A 20,100-nucleotide genomic window follows, 5' to 3' on the forward strand; every position below is an offset into this window, starting at 1 on the left:
GAATTTGTGTTAGCGTCGCTGACGCCACGGCCCCACGACGAAGTGAGATGAACATGAGCCCGATGTCCCGACGGCAGTTGCTCGGCCTGGGGGTGACCGCCGGCGCCACTGCCATGCTCGCCGGCTGCGCCACACCCGGGACGGCCTCGGTCAACACCCTGCCGACCATCCCCGCGGCCGACGGCCCGGTCAAGCTCCAGTACTGGGCCTGGCTCAAGGGCCTCGACCAGGTCACCGCGCTCTACAACGAGAGCCAGTCGCGAGTGCAGGTCGAGACCGTCTTCATCCCCGGCGGCAACGCGGGCGGCTACCAGAAGCTGTACTCGGCGCTCGCCGCGGGTGCCGGCCCCGACATCGCCCAGGTCGAGCTGCGCTCGCTGCCCGAGTTCCTGCTCGCCAACGGCGTCGTCGACCTCAAGCGCTACGGCGCCGACAAGTACGCCGACCTCTACGACCCCACGCTCTGGAACCAGGTCAGCTACACCGACGGCATCTACGCGATCCCGCAGGACAGCGGCCCGATGGGCATGTTCTACCAGCCCGCCGTCTTCGACACGGTCGGCGCCGCCGTCCCCACCACGTGGGACGAGTGGGCCGCGGTCGGCACCGAGCTGAAGGGGGCCGGCGTGCTGATGGACTCCTTCCCGCTCGCCGACGCCTCGCTCTTCGCCGCCTACGCCACCCAGGCCGGTGCGTCGTGGTTGCGCGCCGAGGACGACGGCTGGGTCATCGACATGACCGACGAGGCGACGCTCACCGTCGCCCGCTTCTTCGACAAGGCGATCGACGACGGCATCGTCACGACCGCCTACGGCGCCTACACGCCGGCCTGGTTCTCGGCCGCCAGCGCGGGCACCATCGCGTCGGTCGCGACCGGCTCGTGGGGCGACGCCCTGATCGAGGGCGTCAGCGGCGCCGAGGGCAAGTGGAAGTGCGCCCCGCTGCCCACCTGGCAGACCGGCTACGCCTCGAGCTTCCTCGGCGGCTCGACCGCCGCCATCCTCGCGAACAGCAAGCACCCCCGGGAGGCGCTCGACTTCGCCGTCTGGATGACCACGACCCCCGAGGGCATCAACGCCCTCATCGAGTTCTGCGGCATCGGTTGGTCGCCGGCGCGCGACGTCGTCGGCTCGCTGCGCGAGCAGCCCAGCCCGTTCTTCAGCGGTCAGAACTACAACCAGGAGGTCTTCGTGCCCGCCACGAAGGAGTCCTCGCAGAACCAGGACTGGAGCTGGTGGCCCATCACCCAGCAGTCCTTCAACATCTTGAGCGACGGCTTCCGGGGCAAGGCGTCGGGCGGCACGCTCGTCGACGCCGTGGCGCAGGCCGAGAAGGACATCATGGCCGTCTTCCAGAACAAGGGCCTCACCATCCGGAAGGCGAACGCATGAGCGCCGCGACCGACACGCGGCCCGAGGCCGTGACCGACTCCACCCGCGCCTCCTCGGGTCCCCGTCGCAGCAGCTCGAAGGGTGCCGTCAAGCGGGCGCCGTGGGTGCTGCTCGCGCCGTTCCTGGCGCTCTTCGCGCTGACCTTCGTGATCCCGATCGTCATCGCCGTGTTCTCGAGCTTCACCAAGGTCACCCGCAGCGGCCTGTTCGGCGAGGGCGGCGTGACCAGCGGGTTCGCCGGCTTCGACAACTACGCGCAGGTGCTCGGCGACCCCAACTTCATCGCCTCGATCGGCCGCATGTTCCTGTTCGGCATCGTGCAGGTGCCGGTCATGTTGATCCTCTGCACGGTGCTCGCGCTGCTGCTCGAGTCGGCGTCGGCGAAGTGGCCGGGCGTGTTCCGTGCCGCGTACTTCCTGCCGTACGGCGTGCCCGGCGTCATCGCGACCATCCTCTGGTCGTTCCTGTACGTGCCCGGCCTCAGCCCGATCATCGACATCGGCGAGGTCTTCGGCGTCACCCCCGACTTCCTCGGGGCGAACACCGTGCTGTGGTCGATCGCGAACATCGTGACCTGGAGCTACACCGGCTACAACATGCTGATCATCATCGCCCAGCTGAAGTCGATCCCGGTCGAGCTGTACGAGGCCGCCAAGGTCGACGGTGCGTCGTCGTTGCGCGTCGCGTTCAGCATCCAGCTGCCGCTGATCCGTCCGGCCCTGCTGCTCACGGCCGTGTTCTCGATCATCGGCACCCTGCAGCTGTTCGCCGAGGCCCAGGTGCTGCAACGCGTCTCGCCGGCGATCGACAGCCAGTACACGCCCAACCTCAGCGCGTACACCACGGCCTTCGCCTACAACGACTACAACGTCGCGGCCGCCCAGTCCGTGCTGATCGCCCTCGTCGCGTTCGCGCTGTCGATCACGTTCCTCAGCATCACGAACAGGAAGCAGAAATGAGCCTCTCGACGAAGGGCGCCGAACACGCCACCGAGACCGAGTCCATCGTGACGGCGCAGGGTCGCGGCCGCGGCGCCGAGAAGCCCGCCCGCCGCCGTGCCCGCAGCGCGGGCCCCGACCGCACGGCCGGACGCTCGAAGGCGTCCACCATCATCGTCACGGCCGTCCTGGTCGTGGTGGCGCTGTACTTCCTGGTGCCGGTCTACTGGGTCGTCGTCGCGGCGACCAAGACCACGCCCGACCTGTTCGGCACGTTCGGCTTCTGGTTCGCGCCGACGTTCTCGCTCTGGGACAACCTCGGCCAGGTGCTGACCTACGGCGACGGCATCTTCGTGCGCTGGGTGCTCAACTCGGTGCTCTACGCCGGCGTCGGCGCCCTGATCGCGACGTACTTCGCCGCGGCCGGCGGCTACGCCCTCGCCAAGTACGAGTTCCGCGGCCGCAACGTCGTCTTCGGCACGATCCTCGGCGGCGTGCTCGTGCCCGGTACCGCCACGGCCCTGCCCCTCTTCCTGCTGTTCAGCCAGATGGGCATCGCCAACACCTACTGGAGCGTGCTGCTGCCGTCGCTCGTGTCGCCGTTCGGCCTGTTCCTCTGCCGCATCTACGCGCAGGCCACGGTCGACACGTCGCTGATGGAGGCCGCCCGCCTCGACGGCGCCAGCGAGCTGCGCATCTTCCACACCCTCGGACTGCGCATCCTCACCCCGGCGCTCGTCACGGTGTTCCTGTTCCAGCTCGTGGGCATCTGGAACAACTACTTCCTGCCGCTGGTCATGCTGAGCGACGTCGACAAGTTCCCCGTCACGCTCGGCCTCAACAACTGGCTCAGCCAGACCGACCGCCTGCCCGAGTTCTACCAGCTGACGACCGGCGGCGTGCTGCTGTCGATCATCCCGCTGGTCATCGCCATGGTCGTCCTCCAGCGCTTCTGGCGCGGCGGCCTCACCGAAGGAAGCGTCAAGTGACCCACAGCACCACACCGTCCACCGTGTCCGCCGACTACCTCACCGACACCGGCCCCGGGCAGGGCGCCCGCACCTCGGCGCGGTCGTGGCTGCACACCGACGCCCCGACGCTGTCCCTCGACGGCACCTGGTCGTTCCGCCTGCTGCCCGGCGCCCCCGGCACGCTGGGCGGCCGCGGCGTGCTGCCCGAGGGCGAGCCCGTCGACGGCGTCGGCGCGGTCGACCTCGACGACTCGTCCTGGGGCGAGATCGAGGTGCCGTCGCACTGGGTGCTCGGCGGCGACGGCTCGCGCGGCGCCCCGATCTACACCAACGTGCAGTTCCCGTTCCCGACCGAGCCGCCCTTCGTGCCCGACGCGAACCCGACCGGCGACCACCGCCGGACGTTCGGGTTGCCGTCGTCCTTCGACGGCGCCGAGCGCGTGCTGCTGCGGTTCGACGGCGTCGAGTCGCGCTACGTGGTGTGGCTGAACGGCGTCGAGATCGGCATGGGCGTCGGCAGCCGCCTCGCCCAGGAGTTCGACGTCACCGACGCCCTGCACCCGGGCGAGAACGTCATCGCGGTGCGCGTGCACCAGTGGTCGGCGTCGAGCTACGTCGAAGATCAGGACCAGTGGTGGCTGCCCGGCATCTTCCGCAGCGTCACGCTGCAGGCCCGCCCGGTCGGCGGCCTCGACGACGTCTGGCTTCGGACGCCGTTCCACGGCACGGCCGGTCAGGGCGAAGGAGGCGCGGCGATCGTCCCCGAGATCACCGCCGGCGAGGCCGCCTACCCGGTCACCCTCTCGGTGCCCGAGCTCGGCGTCGAGGTGACCTGGGCCACCCCGGCCGACGTCGCGCCCGTCGCGCTCGACGCGGTCGAGCCGTGGTCCGCCGAGACCCCGCGCCTCTACGACGCGACCGTCTCGAGCGCCGGCGGCGCCGAGACCGTCTCGCTGCGCCTCGGCTTCCGCACGGTCCGCATCGTGGGCGACCAGTTCGAGGTCAACGGCCGCCGCGTCGTGTTCCACGGCGTCAACCGTCACGAGACCCACCCCGACCGCGGCCGCGTCTTCGACGAGGAGTGGTCGCGCCGCGACCTCGCCCAGATGAAGCGGTTCAACGTGAACGCGATCCGCACGTCGCACTACCCGCCGCACCCGCGCCTCCTCGACCTCGCCGACGAGCTGGGCTTCTGGGTCGTCCTCGAGTGCGACCTCGAGACCCACGCCTTCGAACGCCAGGAGTGGATCGGCAACCCCAGCGACGACCCGGACTGGCACGACGCCTACGTCGACCGCATGGTGCGCACCGTCGAGCGCGACAAGAACCACCCGAGCATCGTCCTCTGGTCGCTCGGCAACGAGGCGGGCACGGGCCACAACCTCGCGGCGATGGCGGCGTGGACCCACGCCCGGGACGGTGGCCGTCCCGTGCACTACGAGGGCGACTACACGGGCGCCTACACCGACGTCTACTCGCGCATGTACTCGTGGATCGACGAGACGCGCGCCATCGGCTCGGGCGACGAGTCCGTCCCGCTGCTGGGCTGCACGCCGGCCGAGGCCGCGCGTCAGCGCTCGAAGCCGTTCCTGCTCTGCGAGTACGTCCACGCGATGGGCAACGGCCCCGGCGCGATCGACGAGTACGAGGACCTGGTCGACGCCTACCCGCGCCTGCACGGCGGCTTCGTCTGGGAGTGGCGCGACCACGGTCTGCGCACGCACACGGCCGACGGCGTCGAGTACTTCGGCTACGGCGGCGACTTCGGCGAGGTCGTCCACGACGGCAACTTCGTCATGGACGGCATGGTGCTGAGCGACGACACCCCGTCGCCCGGCCTGTACGAGTGGGCCCAGGTCGTGGCCCCGATCCGCCTGCGCTTCGAGACGCCCACCGTCGACGGACGGCCGGTGCTCGTCGTGTCGAACCTCCGGCACTCGGCCGACGCCTCCGACGTGGTCTTCCGCTGGGTCGTCTCGCACGACGGCGAGGAGGCGCGCTCGGGCACCCTCGACGTGGTCGGCCTCGAGGGCGGCGCCCTGGCCGCCCACGAGACGGTGTTCGTCTCACTGCCCGAGGTGCCCGTGTCGGGCACCGGCGAGACCTGGCTCACGGTCACGGTCGAGCTCGCCGACGCCACCGTGTGGGCGGACGCGGGTCACGTGCTCTCGACGCAGCAGCTCGACCTCACGCCGACACCGGTGCAGGTCGCGACACCCCGCCCCGCGGTCGTGCGCGACTCGCGCGACCGCACGGCCCGCGCCTCCTCGGGGCGGGTCGAGCTCGGCCCGGCCGTGTTCGACGACGGGCGACTGGTCTCGTTGGCCGGACGCCCGGTCGACGGTGCCCGCCTCGAGCTGTGGCGTGCACCGACCGACAACGACCGCGGCGAGTGGTTGACGCCGAAGGACCGCGACCGCGACGTGATGCGCAACCGCCACCGCGTCGACCTGTACGAGGTCGGCGTGCTGCCGAGCTCGCAGGACACCTGGCTGCTCGCCGGGCTCGACCGGCTGACCGCGCGCGTCGAGTCGGTGAGCGTCACGCCGGACTCGGTCCGGGTGCGCACCCGCTACGCCGCGGCCGACACACGCAACGCCGTGACGACCGACGAGCAGTGGCAGCTCGTCGGTGACGACCTCTGGCTGTCGGTCGACATCGTCCCCACCGGGTGGTGGGACATGGTCTGGCCCCGCGTCGGCGTGCGCTTCGACCTGCCGGGCGACGTCGACCACGCCTCGTGGTTCGGCACCGGTCCGCGCGAGTCCTACCCCGACAGCCGCCACTCGGCGTTCGTCGGACGCTACGAGTCGGGCATCGACGACCTGTCGGCCGGGTACGCCCGCCCACAAGAGACGGGGCACCGCAGCGACCTGCGCACGCTCGACCTCGGCCCCGCCGGTCAGCCGTGGCTGCGCGTCGAGGCCGTGCCGAGCGCCACGGGCGAACGTCCCGGCTTCACGCTGAGCCGCCACACGGCCCAGGAGATCGGCGTGGCCGAGCACCCGCACGAGCTGCCCGCGAGCGACCGGACCCACCTGTACCTCGACGCAGCCCAGCACGGCGTCGGGTCGCGGGCGTGCGGGCCGGACGTCGCGTCGCGGCACGTGCTGCGCCCGGGTGCCCACCAGCTGCGCCTGAAGATCAGCGCGCTGTAGCAGGCTGCCGCCGCCGAGAACGGGCGGGTCCGTGTCGGACGGGCGTCTCTGGACGCCCGTGCCGGCCGGACCCGCCCGTCCTGCGTGCTGCCGCCTCCCGACCGGTGTCAGCCGTCGCGGCGGGTGGCACGCACGACCACGTCGGCCACGTGCCAGACGTCGCCGGCGGGTCCCGTCATGTCGCGCGGTCGCGTCTCGGCGACCTCGACCTGCCACGCGTCGGGGGAGAGCCGACCGACCACCTCGTCGACGGTGAACAGCATGCCCGGATCGCCGTGCCTCCCGGCCCCACCCGGCAGGGCGTCGGCGTCGTGCCCGACGACCAACAGCGTGCCGCCCGGCGCCACGCCCTCGGCCAGCGCCGGGAAGAGCCGCTCACGGTCGACGAGCGGGAGGTGCATGAAGTGCGCCGTGACGAGGTCGAAGGAGGCGCGGGTCGGGCTCCACGTCGTGAGGTCCGCCTGCTGCCACGAGAGCTGCTCGGGGTCGACGTCCTCCCGCTCACGGGCCGAGGCGGCCGCCTTGTCGAGGGCGTTCTGCGAGATGTCGACGCCGGTGACCTGCCAGCCCCGCGCGGCGAGCCAGAGGGCGTCGCCGCCTTCTCCGCTGCCGACGTCGAGCGCACGGCCGGGGGTCAGGGCCGTGGCCTCGGCGACGAGGGCGGCGTTGGGGCGGCCGCTCCAGGCGCGGCCGGGCTGCCCGTAGCGGTCCTCCCAGTAGTCGCGGTCGAAGACGGGGTGGGCGTGCCCGTGTCGCTCCTGCTCCCGGTGGTCCTGGGGCTGCTGCCCTCGCTCTGCCTCGCTCATGCGTCGATCCTCTCTCCGGTGCGCAGGGTGGCGACGGCCGCCGCGACCTCTGCCGTGACCAGGTCCATGTTGATCGCGGCGCCGGCCATCGTGCCCGCGGCGGCCACAGCGACGACCTGCGCCATCGGCTCGGTGACGTTGCCCGCCACCCACACCCCCGGGACGGCCGACCGGCCGGTGAACGGTTCGACGGTGGGCAGATGCGTGCCGACGCCGGCGGGGTGCTCGGTCGCCTCGAGTCCGAGGTCGGCGAGGAAGTCCGCCCGGGAGCGCACCCGGGCCATGACGGCCAGGGCGCCGACGGCGACCGTGCGACCGTCGGCGAGCGTGACGCCGGTCAGGGCGTCGTCCTCGACCCGCACCCGCGCGACCGGGCCGTCGACCACCGTGACCCCGCGGGCCCGCAGTTGCTCGGCTTGCTCGTCGTCGGGTGCGAACGAGTCGTTCGTGAACAGCACGATGTCGCGGCTCCACTGCCCGAAGAGGATGGCCTGGTGCATCGCGAACGGGCTCGTGGCCAGCACGCCGATCACGCGGTCCTGCACCTCCCAGCCGTGGCAGTACGGGCAGTGCACGGCGTCGCGGCCCCAGCGCTCGGCGAGGCCGTCGACGGCGGGCAGCTCGTCGACGAGCCCGGAGGTGACGAGGAGGCGCCGGGCACGCACCGCGGACGCGTCACCGCCCGGGCTCGTGACGGTCACGACGAAGGGGGCGTCGGGGTCGTCGTCGCGGCGGACGCCGGTCACGGTGCCCGACGCGATCGCGCCTCCGTACGCTTCGACCTCGGCGCGACCGAGGCGGGTGAGCTCGCGCGGGGCGACCCCGTCGCGGGTGAGGAACGCGTGGACGCCCTCGGCGGGGGCGTTGCGGGGCCGGTCGTCGTCGACGACGAGCACGGTGCGGCGGGCGCGGACGAGCGACAGGGCGCCGCTGAGTCCGGCGGCACCGCCGCCGATCACGACGACGTCGTGGACGGTGTCGTGGACGGTGTCGACCGGGTGGGTGTTCTGGTTCATGGTGTGACCTCCTGACCCGATCCTGCGACGTCGAACGTCAGTCTGGCAATCTGCGTTGCCGGAATGGCAAGATGACGGACATGAGCCATCCGACGAACACCCCCGGTGCCGACACCGCGAGCACCGACGACGTCCTCGCCGCGGTCGGCCCGCGCCTCCGTGCCCTGCGTGCGCGGCGGGGCGTGACCCTCGCCGAGCTGGGGGAGCGCACCGGCATCTCGGTCAGCACCCTGTCCCGGCTCGAGTCGGGGCTCCGGCGGCCGACCCTCGAACAGCTGCTGCCGCTCGCCCGCGAGCACGGGGTGCCGCTCGACGACCTGGTCGGGGCGCCCGAGACCGGTGACCCCCGCGTGCACCTCAAGCCGCGGCAGCAGCACGGCATGACGGTCGTGCCGCTGTCGCGCGGCGGCGGTGCGATCCAGGCCTTCAAGATGGTCATTCCTGCGGACTCGCCTCGGAGCGAACCCGTGCTCCGCACCCACGAGGGCTACGACTGGCTGTACGTGCTGCGGGGGCGCGTCCGGCTCGTGCTGGGCGACCTCGACCTCGTCCTGCCGGCAGGCGAGGCGGCCGAGTTCGACACGCGCACGCCGCACTGGTTCGGTCGCGCCGACGACCGGGCCGTCGAGGTGCTCAGCCTGTTCGGCCGCCAGGGCGAGCGGCTGCACCTGCGCACCGCGCCCGCCTCGCCCGGGACCGACTGACGTCACCGGTGCCGGTGCCGGTGCCGGTGCCGGTGCCGTTCCCGGGCGGGTTCGCCGGAGCAGGGCGTCCCCGACGGCCCGGGGCCGCCGAACACGCCCGCCGGTCGGGTGACGGTGCCCGGTTCGCCCGGCTCGTGAGGTGTGCCGAACCCGACTCCCGAGCCGCCGCGGGGCGTACCGAACCCGACTCCCGAGCCGCCGCGGGGCGTACCGAACCCGACAACGGGCGGCGCCGCGGGGCGTACCGAACCCGACAACGGGCGGCGCCGACGACGCTTCCGACCGGAGATGAGCGGCGTGTCGGCCGTCGGGTGTCGCGAAGTGCACAGCGGGGGCGCGCCCGCCTCGCCCGGGTGAGGCGTCCCGGGGTGTCGGTGGCGCCTCCTAGGCTCGGGGCGGGCGTCCAGGCCGCGTCCCGACAGAAGGAGTCCGCGTGTACCTCGACGACGACCGGGTGGTCACCAGCCCGTCCGACCTGACGACCTGGGCCGCGTGCGAGTGGTCGTTCCTCCGACGGCTCGACGCGAAGCTCGGCCGGGTCGACGCCGTCGCCGACGCGTCCGACGACATGCTCGACCGCACGGCCCGGCTTGGCGACGCCCACGAGCTGCGGTACCTCGAGGCGCTGCGGGCGACCCGTGACGTCGTCGAGTTCGACCGTCCGGCCCCGTCGGGCTACGCGGCGGCCGCCGAGGAGGCACGGCTCGCCATGGCCTCCGGGGCCGACGTGCTCTTCCAGGCGACGTTCTTCGACGGATCGTTCATCGGCTTCAGCGACTTCGTGGTGCGCACCGACGACGGCACCTACGAGGTCTACGACACCAAGCTCGCCCGCCACGCGAAGATCCCCGCCCTGCTGCAGGTGGCCGCCTACACCGACCAGATCCGTGCGCTCGGGCTGCCCTCGGCCGACACCGTGCGCCTCGTGCTCGGCGACGGCAGCGAGAGCGTCCACGACGTCGCCGACGTGTTGCCGGTCTACCGGGTCCAGCGCGACCGGCTGCGGGCCGCCCTCGCCGAGCGGCTCGCCGCCGACGGGCCGCTCGCCTGGGGCGACTCGGGCGTCACCGCCTGCGGGCGCTGCACGGCCTGCCAGGCCCAGGTCGACGAGCACCGCGACCTCGTGCTCGTCGCCGGCCTGCGCGGCGAACAACGTCAGCGGCTGCATCTGGCCGGGGTCGCCACGATCGACGAGCTCGCCGGGTCGGACGGGCCCGTCGCCGGCATCGGGGCGACGGCCCTTGCCCGGCTGCGGGGGCAGGCCCGGGTGCAGCTCGCCACCGAGCGCGACCACACCGGTGTGCCCGCGGTCGAGGTCGTCGACGCCGACGCCCTGCGGACGATCCCTCGGCCCGACGCCGGCGACGTCTTCTTCGACTTCGAGGGCGACCCGCTCTACACCGAGGGCGACGGGCGAGCCTGGGGCCTCGACTACCTCTTCGGGCTGGTCGAGGCCGACGGCACCTTCCGGGCCTTCTGGGCGCACGACTTCGCGGGCGAGCGGCAGGCGCTGATGGACTTCCTCGACTACCTCGCCGAGCGCCGCCGACGCTTCCCCGACCTGCACGTGTACCACTACGCCTCGTACGAGCGCAGCCACCTGCTCTCGCTCGCGGCGCGCCACGGCGTCGGCGAGGACGCGGTCGACGACCTCCTCCGCGACGGCCTGCTCGTCGACCTCTACCCGGTCGTGCGGCAGGCGTTGCTGGTCGGGTCGCACAGCTACTCGCTCAAGAAGCTCGAGCCGCTCTACATGGGCGACGACCTGCGGCAGAGCGACGTCAAGACGGCCACCGCCAGCATCACGATGTACGTCGACGCCATCGCCGAACGCACCACGGGCGACGCGGCGCGGGGTGACCTGATGCTCGACGAGGTCCGCGACTACAACGAGTACGACTGCCGGTCGACCCTGCGGCTGCGCGACTGGTTGCTCGAGCTGGCCGACCGGCACGGCACCCGGGGCGACGACCCCGAGGGCCCGACCGCGCCCGACCCGCTCGAACTCGCCCGCGTGCCCCGCGAGCCGAACCCGGTCGCCGTGGGCCTCGCGGCGCACGTGGCGGACGTCGACCCGCTCGACCGCACCCCCGACCAGACCGCGATCGCCCTCGCGGCGTCGGCCATCGACTACCACCGCCGCGAGGCCAAGACGTTCTGGCAAGAGCACTTCGACCGCCTCCGCAACCCGGTCGACGACTGGGCCGACACCCGCGACGTGTTCGTCGTCGAGACGGCCTCGGTCGAGCGCGAATGGCAGAAGCTGCCCCGGGCCCGCAAGCTCAGCCGCGAGGTGCGGCTGCGCGGTCGCCTCGCGCCCGGTAGCCGCCTCACCGAAGGAGGCGCGCCCTACGCGGTCTACGACGCCCCCGTCCCGCCCGGGGTCGCCTCGCTCGGCCCCGGACTGCGTGGTGCCGTCGGGTCGACGGTGGTCGAGGCCGGCCCGAACGGCGACCGGCACGAGGTCGTGCTTCTCGAGCGCGTCACCGGCGACGACGACCGGCACGACGCGTTCCCGGTCGCGCTGACGCCCGCCGCGCCTCCCCGGGCCACCCCGCAGCCCGAGGCGATCGCCGAATGGGGTGGGCACGTGCTCGACGCCCTGCCCGAGATGCTGCCCGATCCGGCATTCGACCTGCTGCGGCGGCAGCCGCCGCGTCGGCGGTCGGGCGGCGGGCCCGCACCCGTGGTCGGCAACGACACCGTCTCGGCCGTCGTCGAGACCATGCTCGACCTCGACCGGTCGTACCTGGCGGTGCAGGGCCCGCCCGGCACGGGCAAGACCTACGTCGGTTCGCGGGTCATCGCCCGGCTGGTGCGTGAGCACGGCTGGCGCGTCGGCGTCGTGGGGCAGTCGCACGCGGTGGTCGAGAACGTGTTGCGTGCGGCGATCACGGCCGGGGTCGATCCCGAACGGGTGGGCAAGGTGCCGAAGTCGGGCACGACCGCCGTACAGGCCGACGAGCAGCCCTGGCGCACCCTGAGGTCCGGCGGCGAGGCCGCGTTCCTCGCCGAGGCCGACGGTGGGGCGGGCGGTACCGGGGTCGACGGCGGCGGGCAGGCCGTGGGGGCCGTGTTCGGGGCCACCGCCTGGGGGTTCGCCAACGCCGACAAGGTGGCCCGCGCCTCCCTCGACCTGCTGGTCGTCGACGAGGCCGGGCAGTTCTCGCTCGCCTCGACCGTGGCGGCGTCGGTCGCCGCGACGCGGTTGCTGCTGCTCGGCGACCCTCAGCAGCTGCCGCAGGTCAGCCAGGGCAGCCACCCCGAGCCGGTCGACGAGTCGGCCCTCGGCTGGCTGGCCGACGGCCACGACGTGCTGCCCGCCGAGTACGGCTACTTCCTCGCCACGACCTGGCGCATGCATCCGGCCTTGTGCGCCCCGGTCAGTGAGCTGTCCTACGGCGGGGCCCTGACCGCCCATGCGTCCGACCGCCGACTCGACGGCGTGAGGCCCGGGCTCCACGTCGAACCGGTGACGCACGTCGGCAACACGACCTCGTCGGTCGAGGAGGCCCGGGCGGTCGTCGAGATCGTGCGGTCGGTCGTCGGGCTCGACTGGTCGGACGCCGACGGCATCCGGCCCCTGACCGCGGCCGACGTCATCGTCGTCGCGCCGTACAACGCCCACGGGGCCGTGCTGCGCGAGCACCTCGACGCGGCCGGCTTCGACGAGACGCCCGTCGGCACGGTCGACCTGTTCCAGGGTCAAGAGGCCGTCGTGGCCGTCGTCTCGCTGGCGGCGTCGAGTGCCGCCGACATCCCGCGCGGGCTGGACTTCCTGCTGATGCCGAACCGGTTGAACGTGGCCTTGTCGCGGGCGAAGTGGGCGGCCTTCCTGGTGCACTCCCCGCTGCTCGCGACGGGGTTGCCCACCTCGATCGCGGGGCTCGGGCTGCTGAGCGGATTCTTGCGGCTGACCGGGCAGGGCCAACCGGCCGTCGAGGGCTGAGCCGGTCCGTGCGGTCGAGCTAGCGGTCGAGCTAGCGGACGGGGCGCCGCGTCAACACCTCGGCGCCGTCCTCGGTGATGGCGATCGTGTGCTCGCTGTGGGCCGTGCGGCAGCCCGTCGCGCTGCGCAGCGTCCACCCGTCGGCGTCCGTGACGAGCTCGTCGGTGTCGGTCATCACCCACGGTTCGAGCGCGAGCAACAACCCGGGCCGCAGCCGGTAGCCCCGCCCCGGGCGCCCGGTGTTCGACACGTGCGGGTCCTGGTGCATGGTCGAGCCGATGCCGTGGCCGCCGAACTCGACGTTGATCGGGTAGCCCGCGTCCGACAGCACCGAGCCGATCGCGTGCGACAGGTCGCCGATGCGGGCCCCGGGCCCGGCCGCCGCGATGCCGGCCTCGAGCGCCCGCTCGGTCGTCTCGATCAGACGGACGCTCTCGGCCGGACGCGAGTCGCCCACGACGAAGCTCACGGCCGAGTCGGCGGCCACCCCGTCGAGCACGACGGCGAGGTCGAGCGTCAGCAGGTCGCCGTCGACGAGTCGTCGGTCGTGCGGCAGCCCGTGCAGCACGGCGTCGTTCACGGCCGTGCAGACGTAGTGGCCGAACGGGCCTCGGCCGAAGGACGGTGCGTAGTCGACGTAGCACGAGACCGCCCCGGCCTCGTCGATCATCGTCTTGGTCCACGAGTCGACGTCGAGCAGGTTCGTGCCGACGGTCACCCGGTCGCGCAGCGTCTGCAGGATGGTGCCGACGAGTGCGCCCGTCGCCCGGGCCCGCTCGATCTCGGAGGGGTTCAAGATCTCGATCATGGGTGTCCTGCCGTTCGCGTGCCGAAGATCATCCCGGTAAAGGTATCCCACTCGGGCCTCCGGCGCACTACGCTCGGGGCATGGTCCGTCTGCCGCTCACGCCCGCCGAGATCGAACGCGGTCGCCGCCTCGGGGTGCTGCTGAGGCGGGCCAGGGGCTCCCGGCCGATGCTGCAGGTCGCCCTCGACGCCGGGCTGTCGCCCGAGACCCTGCGCAAGATCGAGACCGGTCGAGTCGCGACGCCGGCCTTTCCGACCATCGCCGCGATCGCCGCCGTCGTCGGCGTCTCGCTCGACGACGTCTGGGCCGAGATCACGCGCGACGGGGCCGGGGGAGCAGCGGACGCACCGTCCGTCGTCGACGCGGCCCGCGCCTCCTGACCCCGTCGAGGTGTCGCTCACCTGTCGGGGCGACAGGCACGTCGTGACGCCTCGGTCACCCGAGGAGGCGCGGTGTCAGCCCTGCGGACGCGCCAGCGACCCGAGGTCGAGCCGGGTCGACACCTCGTGCCAGACGGCCTCGGCGAGTTCGTCGGTCGACCGGTCGGCGTCGACCGTGACGACGACCTCGTCGGCCCGCTCGATCGCCTCGGCGTAGCGTTCGCGGGCTGCCCGGAGCCGCTCGTCGACCTCGAACCGGTCGGTCGTCGTGCGTCCGCTGGCGAGGCGCTCGAGGGCGACCTCGGGCGAGACGTCGAGGTAGATCGTCAGGTCGGGCAGCATCAGGTCGGTGCTGATGGAGTTCGACGAGGCGATCCACTCGCTGCCCACGTCGGACGCCTGGTAGGCCTGTGACGACAGGTGGTACCGGTCGCAGAGGACGGTCGTGCCCCGCTCGACGATGCCGAGCATGCCGTCGTGGGCGTTGGTGATGTGGTCGAGGCGGTCGGCGACGAAGAGCGACGCGATGACGCGGTCGTCGAGGTCGATCCGGCGGTTGAAGCCGTTGCGGATCAACGTGCCGACGGGGCCGTTGGTCGGCTCGGCCGTCTGGTGCACGGGCACCCCGGCGTCCTGGAGGCGGGCGGCGAGCAGGCGTGCCTGCGTCGACTTGCCCGACCCGTCGATGCCCTCGAACACGATGAACGCCCCACGGGCTGCCTGTTCCGTCACCCGACGAGCCTACCGATCGCCGGACCGGCCGAGGCGACGGCCGCGTCGCACGACGAGGTCGTGCTGCGGTTCGGTGCGTCCGCCCGACGGGCGACACCCCAGGAGGCGCGGTGAGGTCCCCGATCCCGCCCTCGACGTCTCCGGTCAGCACACGGTGGTGAACGATGCAGGGTGCGCGGTCACCGGTGATCGGTGCGGGGCTGAGTGGTGACGACGTGAGTCGTGGCGCTGCCCTCCGCGCCTGCAGGGTGACCGGGATGACCGCCGGTCTCGGTTCGTGCTCGCCCCGGTGACGTCTACCGACTCACCGCGCAGGTCAGTTCTGCAGCTCGGCCTCCCAGTTGGTCTTCTGGATCTCGACGTCGAGCTCGCGGAGGTCCTTGGCGACGGCGTCGGCACGGTCCCGCAGCTCGGCGACCGGAAGGGCCGAGAACATCCGCAGCTCGCTGCGCAGCTGGCGGTAGCCGCCGGAGGCGCCGCGGGCCGCGTCGGAGGCGTTCGCGAGCAGGGCGTGGGTGGCGCGCAGGGTCTCGCGGCGGGCCAGGGCAGCGGTCATCGTGCTGCCGTCGGCGAGGGTCGTGCGCGCGTTGGTGAGGTTGATGCGCACGACGAGCGACTCGAGGGCGGCGAGGGTGTCGACCGCCTGGCGCAGCAGCTCGGCGGCGTCCTCGGTGGGCTCCTCGCCCTCCTGGTAGCGGGCGTTCGCGGTGACGCGATCACGCAGCTGGTCGACCCGGCGCTGGGCGTCGGACCGTTGCAGGAGGGCTTCGGCGAGCTTCATGGTGAGCGATCCTACGCAGGCCGGGTGAGTCGGGCGTCTTGCGAGTCGCCGGCGCCCGGTCGCCGGTCGTTCATCGGGACACCTTTTCTGGCCCGTCTTGCCCTGCTGAGGCCAAGTAGGGCCTGGCCTGCGGATTCGCGTATGCCTGTCCCGCAAAAATGCCCGGTGACGGGGGTCTGAACGCTACAGCCGTTCGGGCTTATCGGATGCGCCCTCGGGGCAAGATCTCGCAGCACAACGTGACGGTCTGGCAGCGTTCTGTGTTGACGATCAACACGTGCGTGTTGACCACGGCTTGACGGGGACGACTCGAGCGCGGCCTGGCCTCCGCGAGGCGCTGGCTGCGTGCCGTGCCAGCGACGTCCTCGTGGTCACGAAGCTCGACCGTCTCGCCCGCTCGCTGCGTGACGCGACCGACATCGCGGACGAGCTGACAAAGAAGGGCGTTGCCCTGAACCTCGGGGGAGCGGTCTACGACCCCACCAATCCCGTCGGCCGGCTCCTATTCAATATCCTCGGCATGGTCGCCGAATTCGAAGCCGACCTCATTCGCGCCCGAACGCGCGAGGGCATGGCCATCGCGAAGGCTGCCGGCAAGCTCCGCGGCCGCAAGCCCAAGCTCACCGCCTCGCAGGAGAAGCACCTCGTGCAGCTGTACCGCACGGGTGCCCACACCACGAGCGAGATCGCCGAACTCTTCGGCGTCGCTCGCTCGACGGTTTATCGTGCGATCCAACGAGGGGAACAATCATGAACGAGTATCAAGGCCGGGCTGATTCCGACTTAGTCCATGTCGAGCTGACGGACTACGAGCGGCGTGTGCTCCAGCAAGGGCTCTTCCAGTGGGGCGGCCCGGCGAGTCTGAAAGACCCGATGGCCATCGCGATGGGTTTCTCAAGCAAGGCCGACTTCTTCGCTGAAGCCCAGGAGCTACAGGCTCGTTTGGAGCAAAAGGCTCCGTTGCGCCGAATCGACTGGAAACGGGTTCTCCTCGCCACAGAGATCGTGTTCATGTCCGACGTCGTGGGCGCCGGCTACGAATGGGAGACGGTCACCAGCTTGGACGATTGCAAAACCCTCTGCACCCTTCGCAGCCTCCAAGCCCGTCTCATAAAGGCCTACGCCGTGCCCAGGTGACAGGCCTGACCCGGTAGGGGATCGTCTGGAGGGCGGCACGCTTCCGAGATCGACGTCTAGTCAGTCCTGATGGCGTCCCATACCTCGCCAAGAGACCTGCTGGCCTTCGCTGCTGATGTCCGCCAGACGGCGTTCCGTTCGGATTCGGTGGCCTGGACTTCATCAAGGAAAAGCTCCAGGCTTCGTCCTGTCACGTACTTGAACGGAAGTGCTCGCTTACGCTCAGCAGGGGCGTTCTGATGCCCACTGATGTACTCCTCGTTAGCGAGTCCGGCGATCGCAAGCTGGTCGAGAAAGGCTCGTGGCAGGTCTCTGTTCAGGGCCAGGATGTCGTGTATTCGGTGATCGTCGACCTCGAGCAACGCACCGAATGTGCCTTTGTCAAGACCCTGACGTGACGCGAGCTCCCAGCGCGCCTCGTAGGTACCATTTTGCGCAACCCACAGGGCTGCCGCCGGCGGCAATCTCGTATCGTCGAGCCGGTCTCGCCAGGCATCCCACATGGTGTTGCCTCCAGAGTCGTTGTTCCGTTGAGGCAGACGTTAGCTGGATCGGCATCTGTCGAGCGGTGCCATCCGCCCGATAAGCGATGGCTTACCAGGGCTCAGCGAGGCCTGTTTCCAAACAGCGCAGCGACGAACGCAGCATTTTCTGGAGCTGGCCGAGTTCCTGCGAGCTCCATCTGTTCAGCGCGTCCGAGCGGCTGTCATCGGTGAGGTACGGGAACTGTCGTTCGACCAATTTGTCGTAGACGGCTTGGGCGGCTCTGGATCGCGACCGGGGGAGGTGCAGTGAGTGGCGGACATCGTCGGCCAAGTTCACGCAGGTGAGGGCTGCCTCCTCGTCGAGCGTGTTCACCTTGCGATCGAGGTAGTCCTTGACCCCACGCACGTCGACGATGCTGAGGGCCTCCGGCGGGCCGCTCGGCCAGGACTGCTGCTCCGCATGGCGACGTGCCGCGTCTTCGGTGGGAAAGGTCTCGACGAGGGTGCCCTGGGTCGCGATGGCATCACGTGTCTCGTCGTCGACGTCCTGTCCCCACCAGATGAAGTGGGGGCGAGGGCCGAGATCGACCCGGACAGGCCGCCCGTCATCTATGCGCATGTCCTTGGTCTACAGGTGTTGAGGCAGCGCTGCCGAATGCTGCAGGGGGTGTTCGCGCATCTTCGTAGAGGGAGAAGGAGCGCCTCGGCTTCCGCAGAGTGTCGTTGTCTCGATAGGGGATCGGTCAGCGGAGCAGCAGCAACCCACACGCGGAGCTTCGCCTACGGGGCAGTCTCAACGCCATCGAAGGGCGAGAGCGTTTGGAACGTCCCATCATCGTCCTCGATCAGGTACAGGCGGAGGGGCCCCTCCCTATCGATTTGGTCACCTTCTGGGTAGAAGGTCGCGCCGCAGGAGTCTGGGGTGGAGATGACTCGGATCGTCGTACCCGGCGCGACCGAACCCTTTTCCACCTCGGCGACCCTGATGTCGTAGGCAGTGGCTTCGACTCCGAGCATCACCTCGGTGCCACTGGTCCGCACGGAGTCGCTCACGACCACGTCGGTGGCGGCTTCCTGCATCTCGGCGCTCGTCGTGTAGTCCGGCCAAGACGCGCACGCAACTGGAGGGGGGCTGGCGCACGCTGTCATCCCTACCGCGACCAAGAGAGCCGTCGTCGATGGCGCCATGAGATGGAACACGACCGGTGCTGTCTCGTGGCGCATCTCTAGAGTGTCGTCTGAGACGGGCGCCTTGACCAGCGCCCGATAGACGATGGGCTGCCGGACTCCTAGGGTGGGACGCATGCGACCCGAGAGAGAGCGACGACAAGGCAACGTGCCCCTTGTTGCGGCTCTCGTCGTCCTCGCGGCCGGGGCCGCTATTTTAGTTTGGTTCGTCAATTCGACCGGTGGGATCAGCGCGCTCTGAGTCAGCTCGCGTTCCCCGGTATCTCAGTCCCGAACGCACCCGGTAGCGGATTGGGAAACGAGACGCTTGGCCAAGGCACGGGGTAGGAGCACACTGAGGCGGTGATCTATTACGTCGCACCCTTGGTGCTCGGGGCATCGTTCGTGGGGCTCTGCTTTGTTCGGCGCGGAGAGCAGCGGTCTCGTCGGCGCAAGTAGATTTACGGCCCACTGCCCGATAGACGATCGATCAGCGGGGCAGCGCGTCAACGTGCTCCGCAGATCAACAGGTGGGCATTGGTGCGGCGACAGCTGACTCCATGCGCTCCTCGGTCCAGTAGGCGGCGGTGTCCTCTTCGGGGGTTGCGGACGTGCCGACGGACCGAGGCGTGGCATCAGCGACAGCTCCGCCCCACATGTCGCCACAGCCACCGGCCTCGAGGTAGGCCCCGAGGATGAGCACAGTCGCGGCGCTCACGATGAGGCCGACCGCTGCGAACACTCTTGCCTTCATGGCGACCTCCGTCCATCTCTCAGAGAGTGACACGGTCACGCCCACCGATCAACGTTTCGTTTCACACGCGCCGCCCGATAGGGGATCGGTCGGTGCGACAGTGGCTGCTGGTCAGTGGCCCGCGTGCAGGAGTTTGTCGTATCCGGCATCCTCATCACATGGAGTTCTCGTGGTGGACCTGGTCGGGGCTCGTAATTGTCGCCCTCGGGGGACTTGGGCTGATCGGACGCGCTTGTGTGATGGCCGTTCGTAAAGACGGCATCGCGCGTGCCAGGGCGGAGCGCGGTCCGAGCGCTCCGTGGTTCTGGTCCGGAATCGCGTTGCTCGTTGCGACCGGTGTCCTACTGGCCCTCTGGGTCCTCGCGCTCGACAGCTGACTGGCTCACTGACAGCTCTAACCGGCCGGGCAAAAGCTGTCCCGATAGGGGATCGCTCGCCGGATCGTGTTGCTCGGCCATCAACGTCACGTATCGATGCGATCAGCTCGGGCGCTTCGAATGAAGCGCATGGCGAGTGATCCCACTATGAAGATGACGGCGTAGGCGACGAAGGCAACCCACATGGGCGCTTGGATGCGGTCGATGAGGAACCAAAAGAGGCCACCGCCGACGAAGATCAAGACGACGTTGTGGAGAACGGTTCTTGCCGGCAGCCACGGTGTCGGGCGCTCAGTCACTGCAGTTGCGTCGACGGGGCGAGCATGCGGCAGTCCTTCTTCGTTGCTCATAGGACGAGCATGCCCCACGACGTGATCCGGCATCGAATATCGTCCCAATAGGCGATCGGTAGGCGGGGAGAGAAGAGGCGGGCGCCGGTCCCCGGTTGGGGGATTTCATGACAAGCCCTCATCGTATTGAATGCTGTCCTGGCTTGACGATGGGGTGCGGCATGAGTGACGACGGTTTTACGGAGCTATCGGCAGT

18 protein-coding genes and 1 pseudogene are annotated in these 20,100 nt (G+C 70.6%); 10 read left to right on the top strand and 9 right to left on the bottom strand.

Features of this window, described 5'->3' with window-relative positions:
• Window positions 1–53: 53 nt before the first annotated feature.
• From SZ60_RS07075 to SZ60_RS07090, 4 genes are read left to right on the top strand one after another with little or no spacing between them, the layout of a single operon-like run.
• The gene (locus tag SZ60_RS07075) at window positions 54–1,391 is read left to right on the top strand and encodes an ABC transporter substrate-binding protein (RefSeq protein ID WP_043595032.1); all 1,338 of its coding nucleotides are present in this window, start codon (window positions 54–56) and stop codon (window positions 1,389–1,391) included.
• On the top strand, window positions 1,388–2,350 hold the full coding sequence (locus SZ60_RS07080; RefSeq protein WP_043594839.1) for a carbohydrate ABC transporter permease: 963 nt from the start codon (window positions 1,388–1,390) through the stop codon (window positions 2,348–2,350). Before SZ60_RS07075 ends, SZ60_RS07080 begins: the two co-directional genes overlap by 4 nt.
• Window positions 2,347–3,318 carry a carbohydrate ABC transporter permease gene (locus SZ60_RS07085; RefSeq protein WP_082059946.1) on the top strand — a complete coding sequence of 324 codons (972 nt, stop codon included), beginning with the start codon at window positions 2,347–2,349 and terminating at the stop codon, window positions 3,316–3,318. The genes SZ60_RS07080 and SZ60_RS07085 overlap by 4 nt, the downstream gene beginning before the upstream one ends.
• Window positions 3,315–6,458: a glycoside hydrolase family 2 TIM barrel-domain containing protein gene (locus tag SZ60_RS07090; protein WP_043594840.1), complete on the top strand. Its 3,144-nt coding sequence runs from the start codon at window positions 3,315–3,317 to the stop codon at window positions 6,456–6,458. The genes SZ60_RS07085 and SZ60_RS07090 overlap by 4 nt, the downstream gene beginning before the upstream one ends.
• A gap of 107 nt (window positions 6,459–6,565) precedes the next feature.
• On the opposite strand, the gene SZ60_RS07095 is transcribed toward SZ60_RS07090, so the two are convergent.
• Together SZ60_RS07095 and SZ60_RS07100 are read right to left on the bottom strand one after the other, a co-directional pair.
• Window positions 6,566–7,264, bottom strand: a complete 699-nt coding sequence (locus SZ60_RS07095) for a bifunctional 2-polyprenyl-6-hydroxyphenol methylase/3-demethylubiquinol 3-O-methyltransferase UbiG (RefSeq protein ID WP_043594841.1) — start codon at window positions 7,262–7,264, stop codon at window positions 6,566–6,568.
• Complete coding sequence (locus SZ60_RS07100; protein WP_043594842.1) at window positions 7,261–8,280, bottom strand: FAD-dependent oxidoreductase; 1,020 nt, start codon at window positions 8,278–8,280, stop codon at window positions 7,261–7,263. Before SZ60_RS07100 ends, SZ60_RS07095 begins: the two co-directional genes overlap by 4 nt.
• Window positions 8,281–8,360: 80 nt before the next feature.
• Here SZ60_RS07100 and SZ60_RS07105 point away from each other — a divergent pair, with 80 nt between their 5' ends.
• A complete protein-coding gene (locus SZ60_RS07105; RefSeq protein ID WP_043595034.1) occupies window positions 8,361–8,984 on the top strand; it encodes a helix-turn-helix domain-containing protein in 624 nt (207 codons plus the stop codon).
• A gap of 433 nt (window positions 8,985–9,417) precedes the next feature.
• On the top strand, window positions 9,418–12,933 hold the full coding sequence (locus SZ60_RS07110) for a TM0106 family RecB-like putative nuclease (RefSeq protein WP_043594843.1): 3,516 nt from the start codon (window positions 9,418–9,420) through the stop codon (window positions 12,931–12,933).
• Window positions 12,934–12,964: 31 nt separating this feature from the next.
• On the opposite strand, the gene map is transcribed toward SZ60_RS07110, so the two are convergent.
• Window positions 12,965–13,741 carry a type I methionyl aminopeptidase gene (gene map / locus SZ60_RS07115; RefSeq protein WP_043594844.1) on the bottom strand — a complete coding sequence of 259 codons (777 nt, stop codon included), beginning with the start codon at window positions 13,739–13,741 and terminating at the stop codon, window positions 12,965–12,967.
• 80 nt (window positions 13,742–13,821) lie between these two features.
• On the opposite strand from map, the gene SZ60_RS07120 reads away from it, so the two are divergent.
• The gene (locus tag SZ60_RS07120) at window positions 13,822–14,121 is read left to right on the top strand and encodes a helix-turn-helix transcriptional regulator (protein WP_043594845.1); all 300 of its coding nucleotides are present in this window, start codon (window positions 13,822–13,824) and stop codon (window positions 14,119–14,121) included.
• A gap of 75 nt (window positions 14,122–14,196) precedes the next feature.
• On the opposite strand, the gene tmk is transcribed toward SZ60_RS07120, so the two are convergent.
• Window positions 14,197–14,853 (bottom strand): dTMP kinase, encoded by a 657-nt coding sequence (gene tmk, locus SZ60_RS07125; protein WP_043594846.1) that lies wholly within the window; start codon window positions 14,851–14,853, stop codon window positions 14,197–14,199.
• Window positions 14,854–15,169: 316 nt separating this feature from the next.
• The gene (locus tag SZ60_RS07130) at window positions 15,170–15,634 is read right to left on the bottom strand and encodes a DIP1984 family protein (RefSeq protein WP_043594847.1); all 465 of its coding nucleotides are present in this window, start codon (window positions 15,632–15,634) and stop codon (window positions 15,170–15,172) included.
• A gap of 214 nt (window positions 15,635–15,848) precedes the next feature.
• On the opposite strand from SZ60_RS07130, the pseudogene SZ60_RS07135 reads away from it, so the two are divergent.
• Both SZ60_RS07135 and SZ60_RS07140 read left to right on the top strand, forming a co-directional pair.
• Window positions 15,849–16,388: pseudogene (locus SZ60_RS07135) on the top strand (recombinase family protein); the annotation flags it as partial.
• Window positions 16,385–16,771 carry a hypothetical protein gene (locus SZ60_RS07140; RefSeq protein ID WP_043594848.1) on the top strand — a complete coding sequence of 129 codons (387 nt, stop codon included), beginning with the start codon at window positions 16,385–16,387 and terminating at the stop codon, window positions 16,769–16,771. The pseudogene SZ60_RS07135 and the gene SZ60_RS07140, both read left to right, overlap by 4 nt.
• Before the next feature lie 56 nt (window positions 16,772–16,827).
• Here the strand turns inward: SZ60_RS07140 and SZ60_RS17170 are convergent, their stop codons facing one another.
• The 3 genes from SZ60_RS17170 to SZ60_RS07150 form a co-directional block, all read right to left on the bottom strand.
• The gene (locus tag SZ60_RS17170; RefSeq protein WP_156155528.1) at window positions 16,828–17,274 is read right to left on the bottom strand and encodes a hypothetical protein; all 447 of its coding nucleotides are present in this window, start codon (window positions 17,272–17,274) and stop codon (window positions 16,828–16,830) included.
• Between the two features lie 91 nt (window positions 17,275–17,365).
• Window positions 17,366–17,875: a hypothetical protein gene (locus SZ60_RS07145; RefSeq protein ID WP_043594849.1), complete on the bottom strand. Its 510-nt coding sequence runs from the start codon at window positions 17,873–17,875 to the stop codon at window positions 17,366–17,368.
• A 161-nt stretch (window positions 17,876–18,036) separates the two neighbouring features.
• Entirely contained in the window at window positions 18,037–18,480 is a 444-nt protein-coding gene (locus tag SZ60_RS07150) for a hypothetical protein (RefSeq protein ID WP_156155529.1), read from the bottom strand.
• Between the two features lie 79 nt (window positions 18,481–18,559).
• Between SZ60_RS07150 and SZ60_RS17785 the strand changes: the two genes are divergently transcribed.
• Entirely contained in the window at window positions 18,560–18,685 is a 126-nt protein-coding gene (locus tag SZ60_RS17785; RefSeq protein ID WP_255349704.1) for a hypothetical protein, read from the top strand.
• Between the two features lie 955 nt (window positions 18,686–19,640).
• Here the strand turns inward: SZ60_RS17785 and SZ60_RS07165 are convergent.
• Entirely contained in the window at window positions 19,641–19,904 is a 264-nt protein-coding gene (locus tag SZ60_RS07165; protein ID WP_156155530.1) for a hypothetical protein, read from the bottom strand.
• Between the last annotated feature and the right edge of the window lie 196 nt (window positions 19,905–20,100).

This window comes from Frigoribacterium sp. MEB024 (assembly GCF_000878135.1).
Taxonomy (GTDB): domain Bacteria; phylum Actinomycetota; class Actinomycetes; order Actinomycetales; family Microbacteriaceae; genus Frigoribacterium.

Coding starts and splice junctions, on each gene's coding strand:
- SZ60_RS07085 (WP_082059946.1), top strand. CDS start 2,347: ATGAGCCTCTCGACGAAGGGCGCCGAACACGCCACCGAGACCGAGTCC.
- SZ60_RS07165 (WP_156155530.1), bottom strand. CDS start 19,904: ATGAGCAACGAAGAAGGACTGCCGCATGCTCGCCCCGTCGACGCAACT.
- SZ60_RS17785 (WP_255349704.1), top strand. CDS start 18,560: ATGCGACCCGAGAGAGAGCGACGACAAGGCAACGTGCCCCTTGTTGCG.
- SZ60_RS17170 (WP_156155528.1), bottom strand. CDS start 17,274: ATGTGGGATGCCTGGCGAGACCGGCTCGACGATACGAGATTGCCGCCG.
- SZ60_RS07130 (WP_043594847.1), bottom strand. CDS start 15,634: ATGAAGCTCGCCGAAGCCCTCCTGCAACGGTCCGACGCCCAGCGCCGG.
- SZ60_RS07120 (WP_043594845.1), top strand. CDS start 13,822: ATGGTCCGTCTGCCGCTCACGCCCGCCGAGATCGAACGCGGTCGCCGC.
- SZ60_RS07100 (WP_043594842.1), bottom strand. CDS start 8,280: ATGAACCAGAACACCCACCCGGTCGACACCGTCCACGACACCGTCCAC.
- SZ60_RS07080 (WP_043594839.1), top strand. CDS start 1,388: ATGAGCGCCGCGACCGACACGCGGCCCGAGGCCGTGACCGACTCCACC.
- SZ60_RS07075 (WP_043595032.1), top strand. CDS start 54: ATGAGCCCGATGTCCCGACGGCAGTTGCTCGGCCTGGGGGTGACCGCC.
- map (WP_043594844.1), bottom strand. CDS start 13,741: ATGATCGAGATCTTGAACCCCTCCGAGATCGAGCGGGCCCGGGCGACG.
- SZ60_RS07105 (WP_043595034.1), top strand. CDS start 8,361: ATGAGCCATCCGACGAACACCCCCGGTGCCGACACCGCGAGCACCGAC.
- SZ60_RS07140 (WP_043594848.1), top strand. CDS start 16,385: ATGAACGAGTATCAAGGCCGGGCTGATTCCGACTTAGTCCATGTCGAG.
- SZ60_RS07145 (WP_043594849.1), bottom strand. CDS start 17,875: ATGCGCATAGATGACGGGCGGCCTGTCCGGGTCGATCTCGGCCCTCGC.
- SZ60_RS07095 (WP_043594841.1), bottom strand. CDS start 7,264: ATGAGCGAGGCAGAGCGAGGGCAGCAGCCCCAGGACCACCGGGAGCAG.
- SZ60_RS07150 (WP_156155529.1), bottom strand. CDS start 18,480: ATGCGCCACGAGACAGCACCGGTCGTGTTCCATCTCATGGCGCCATCG.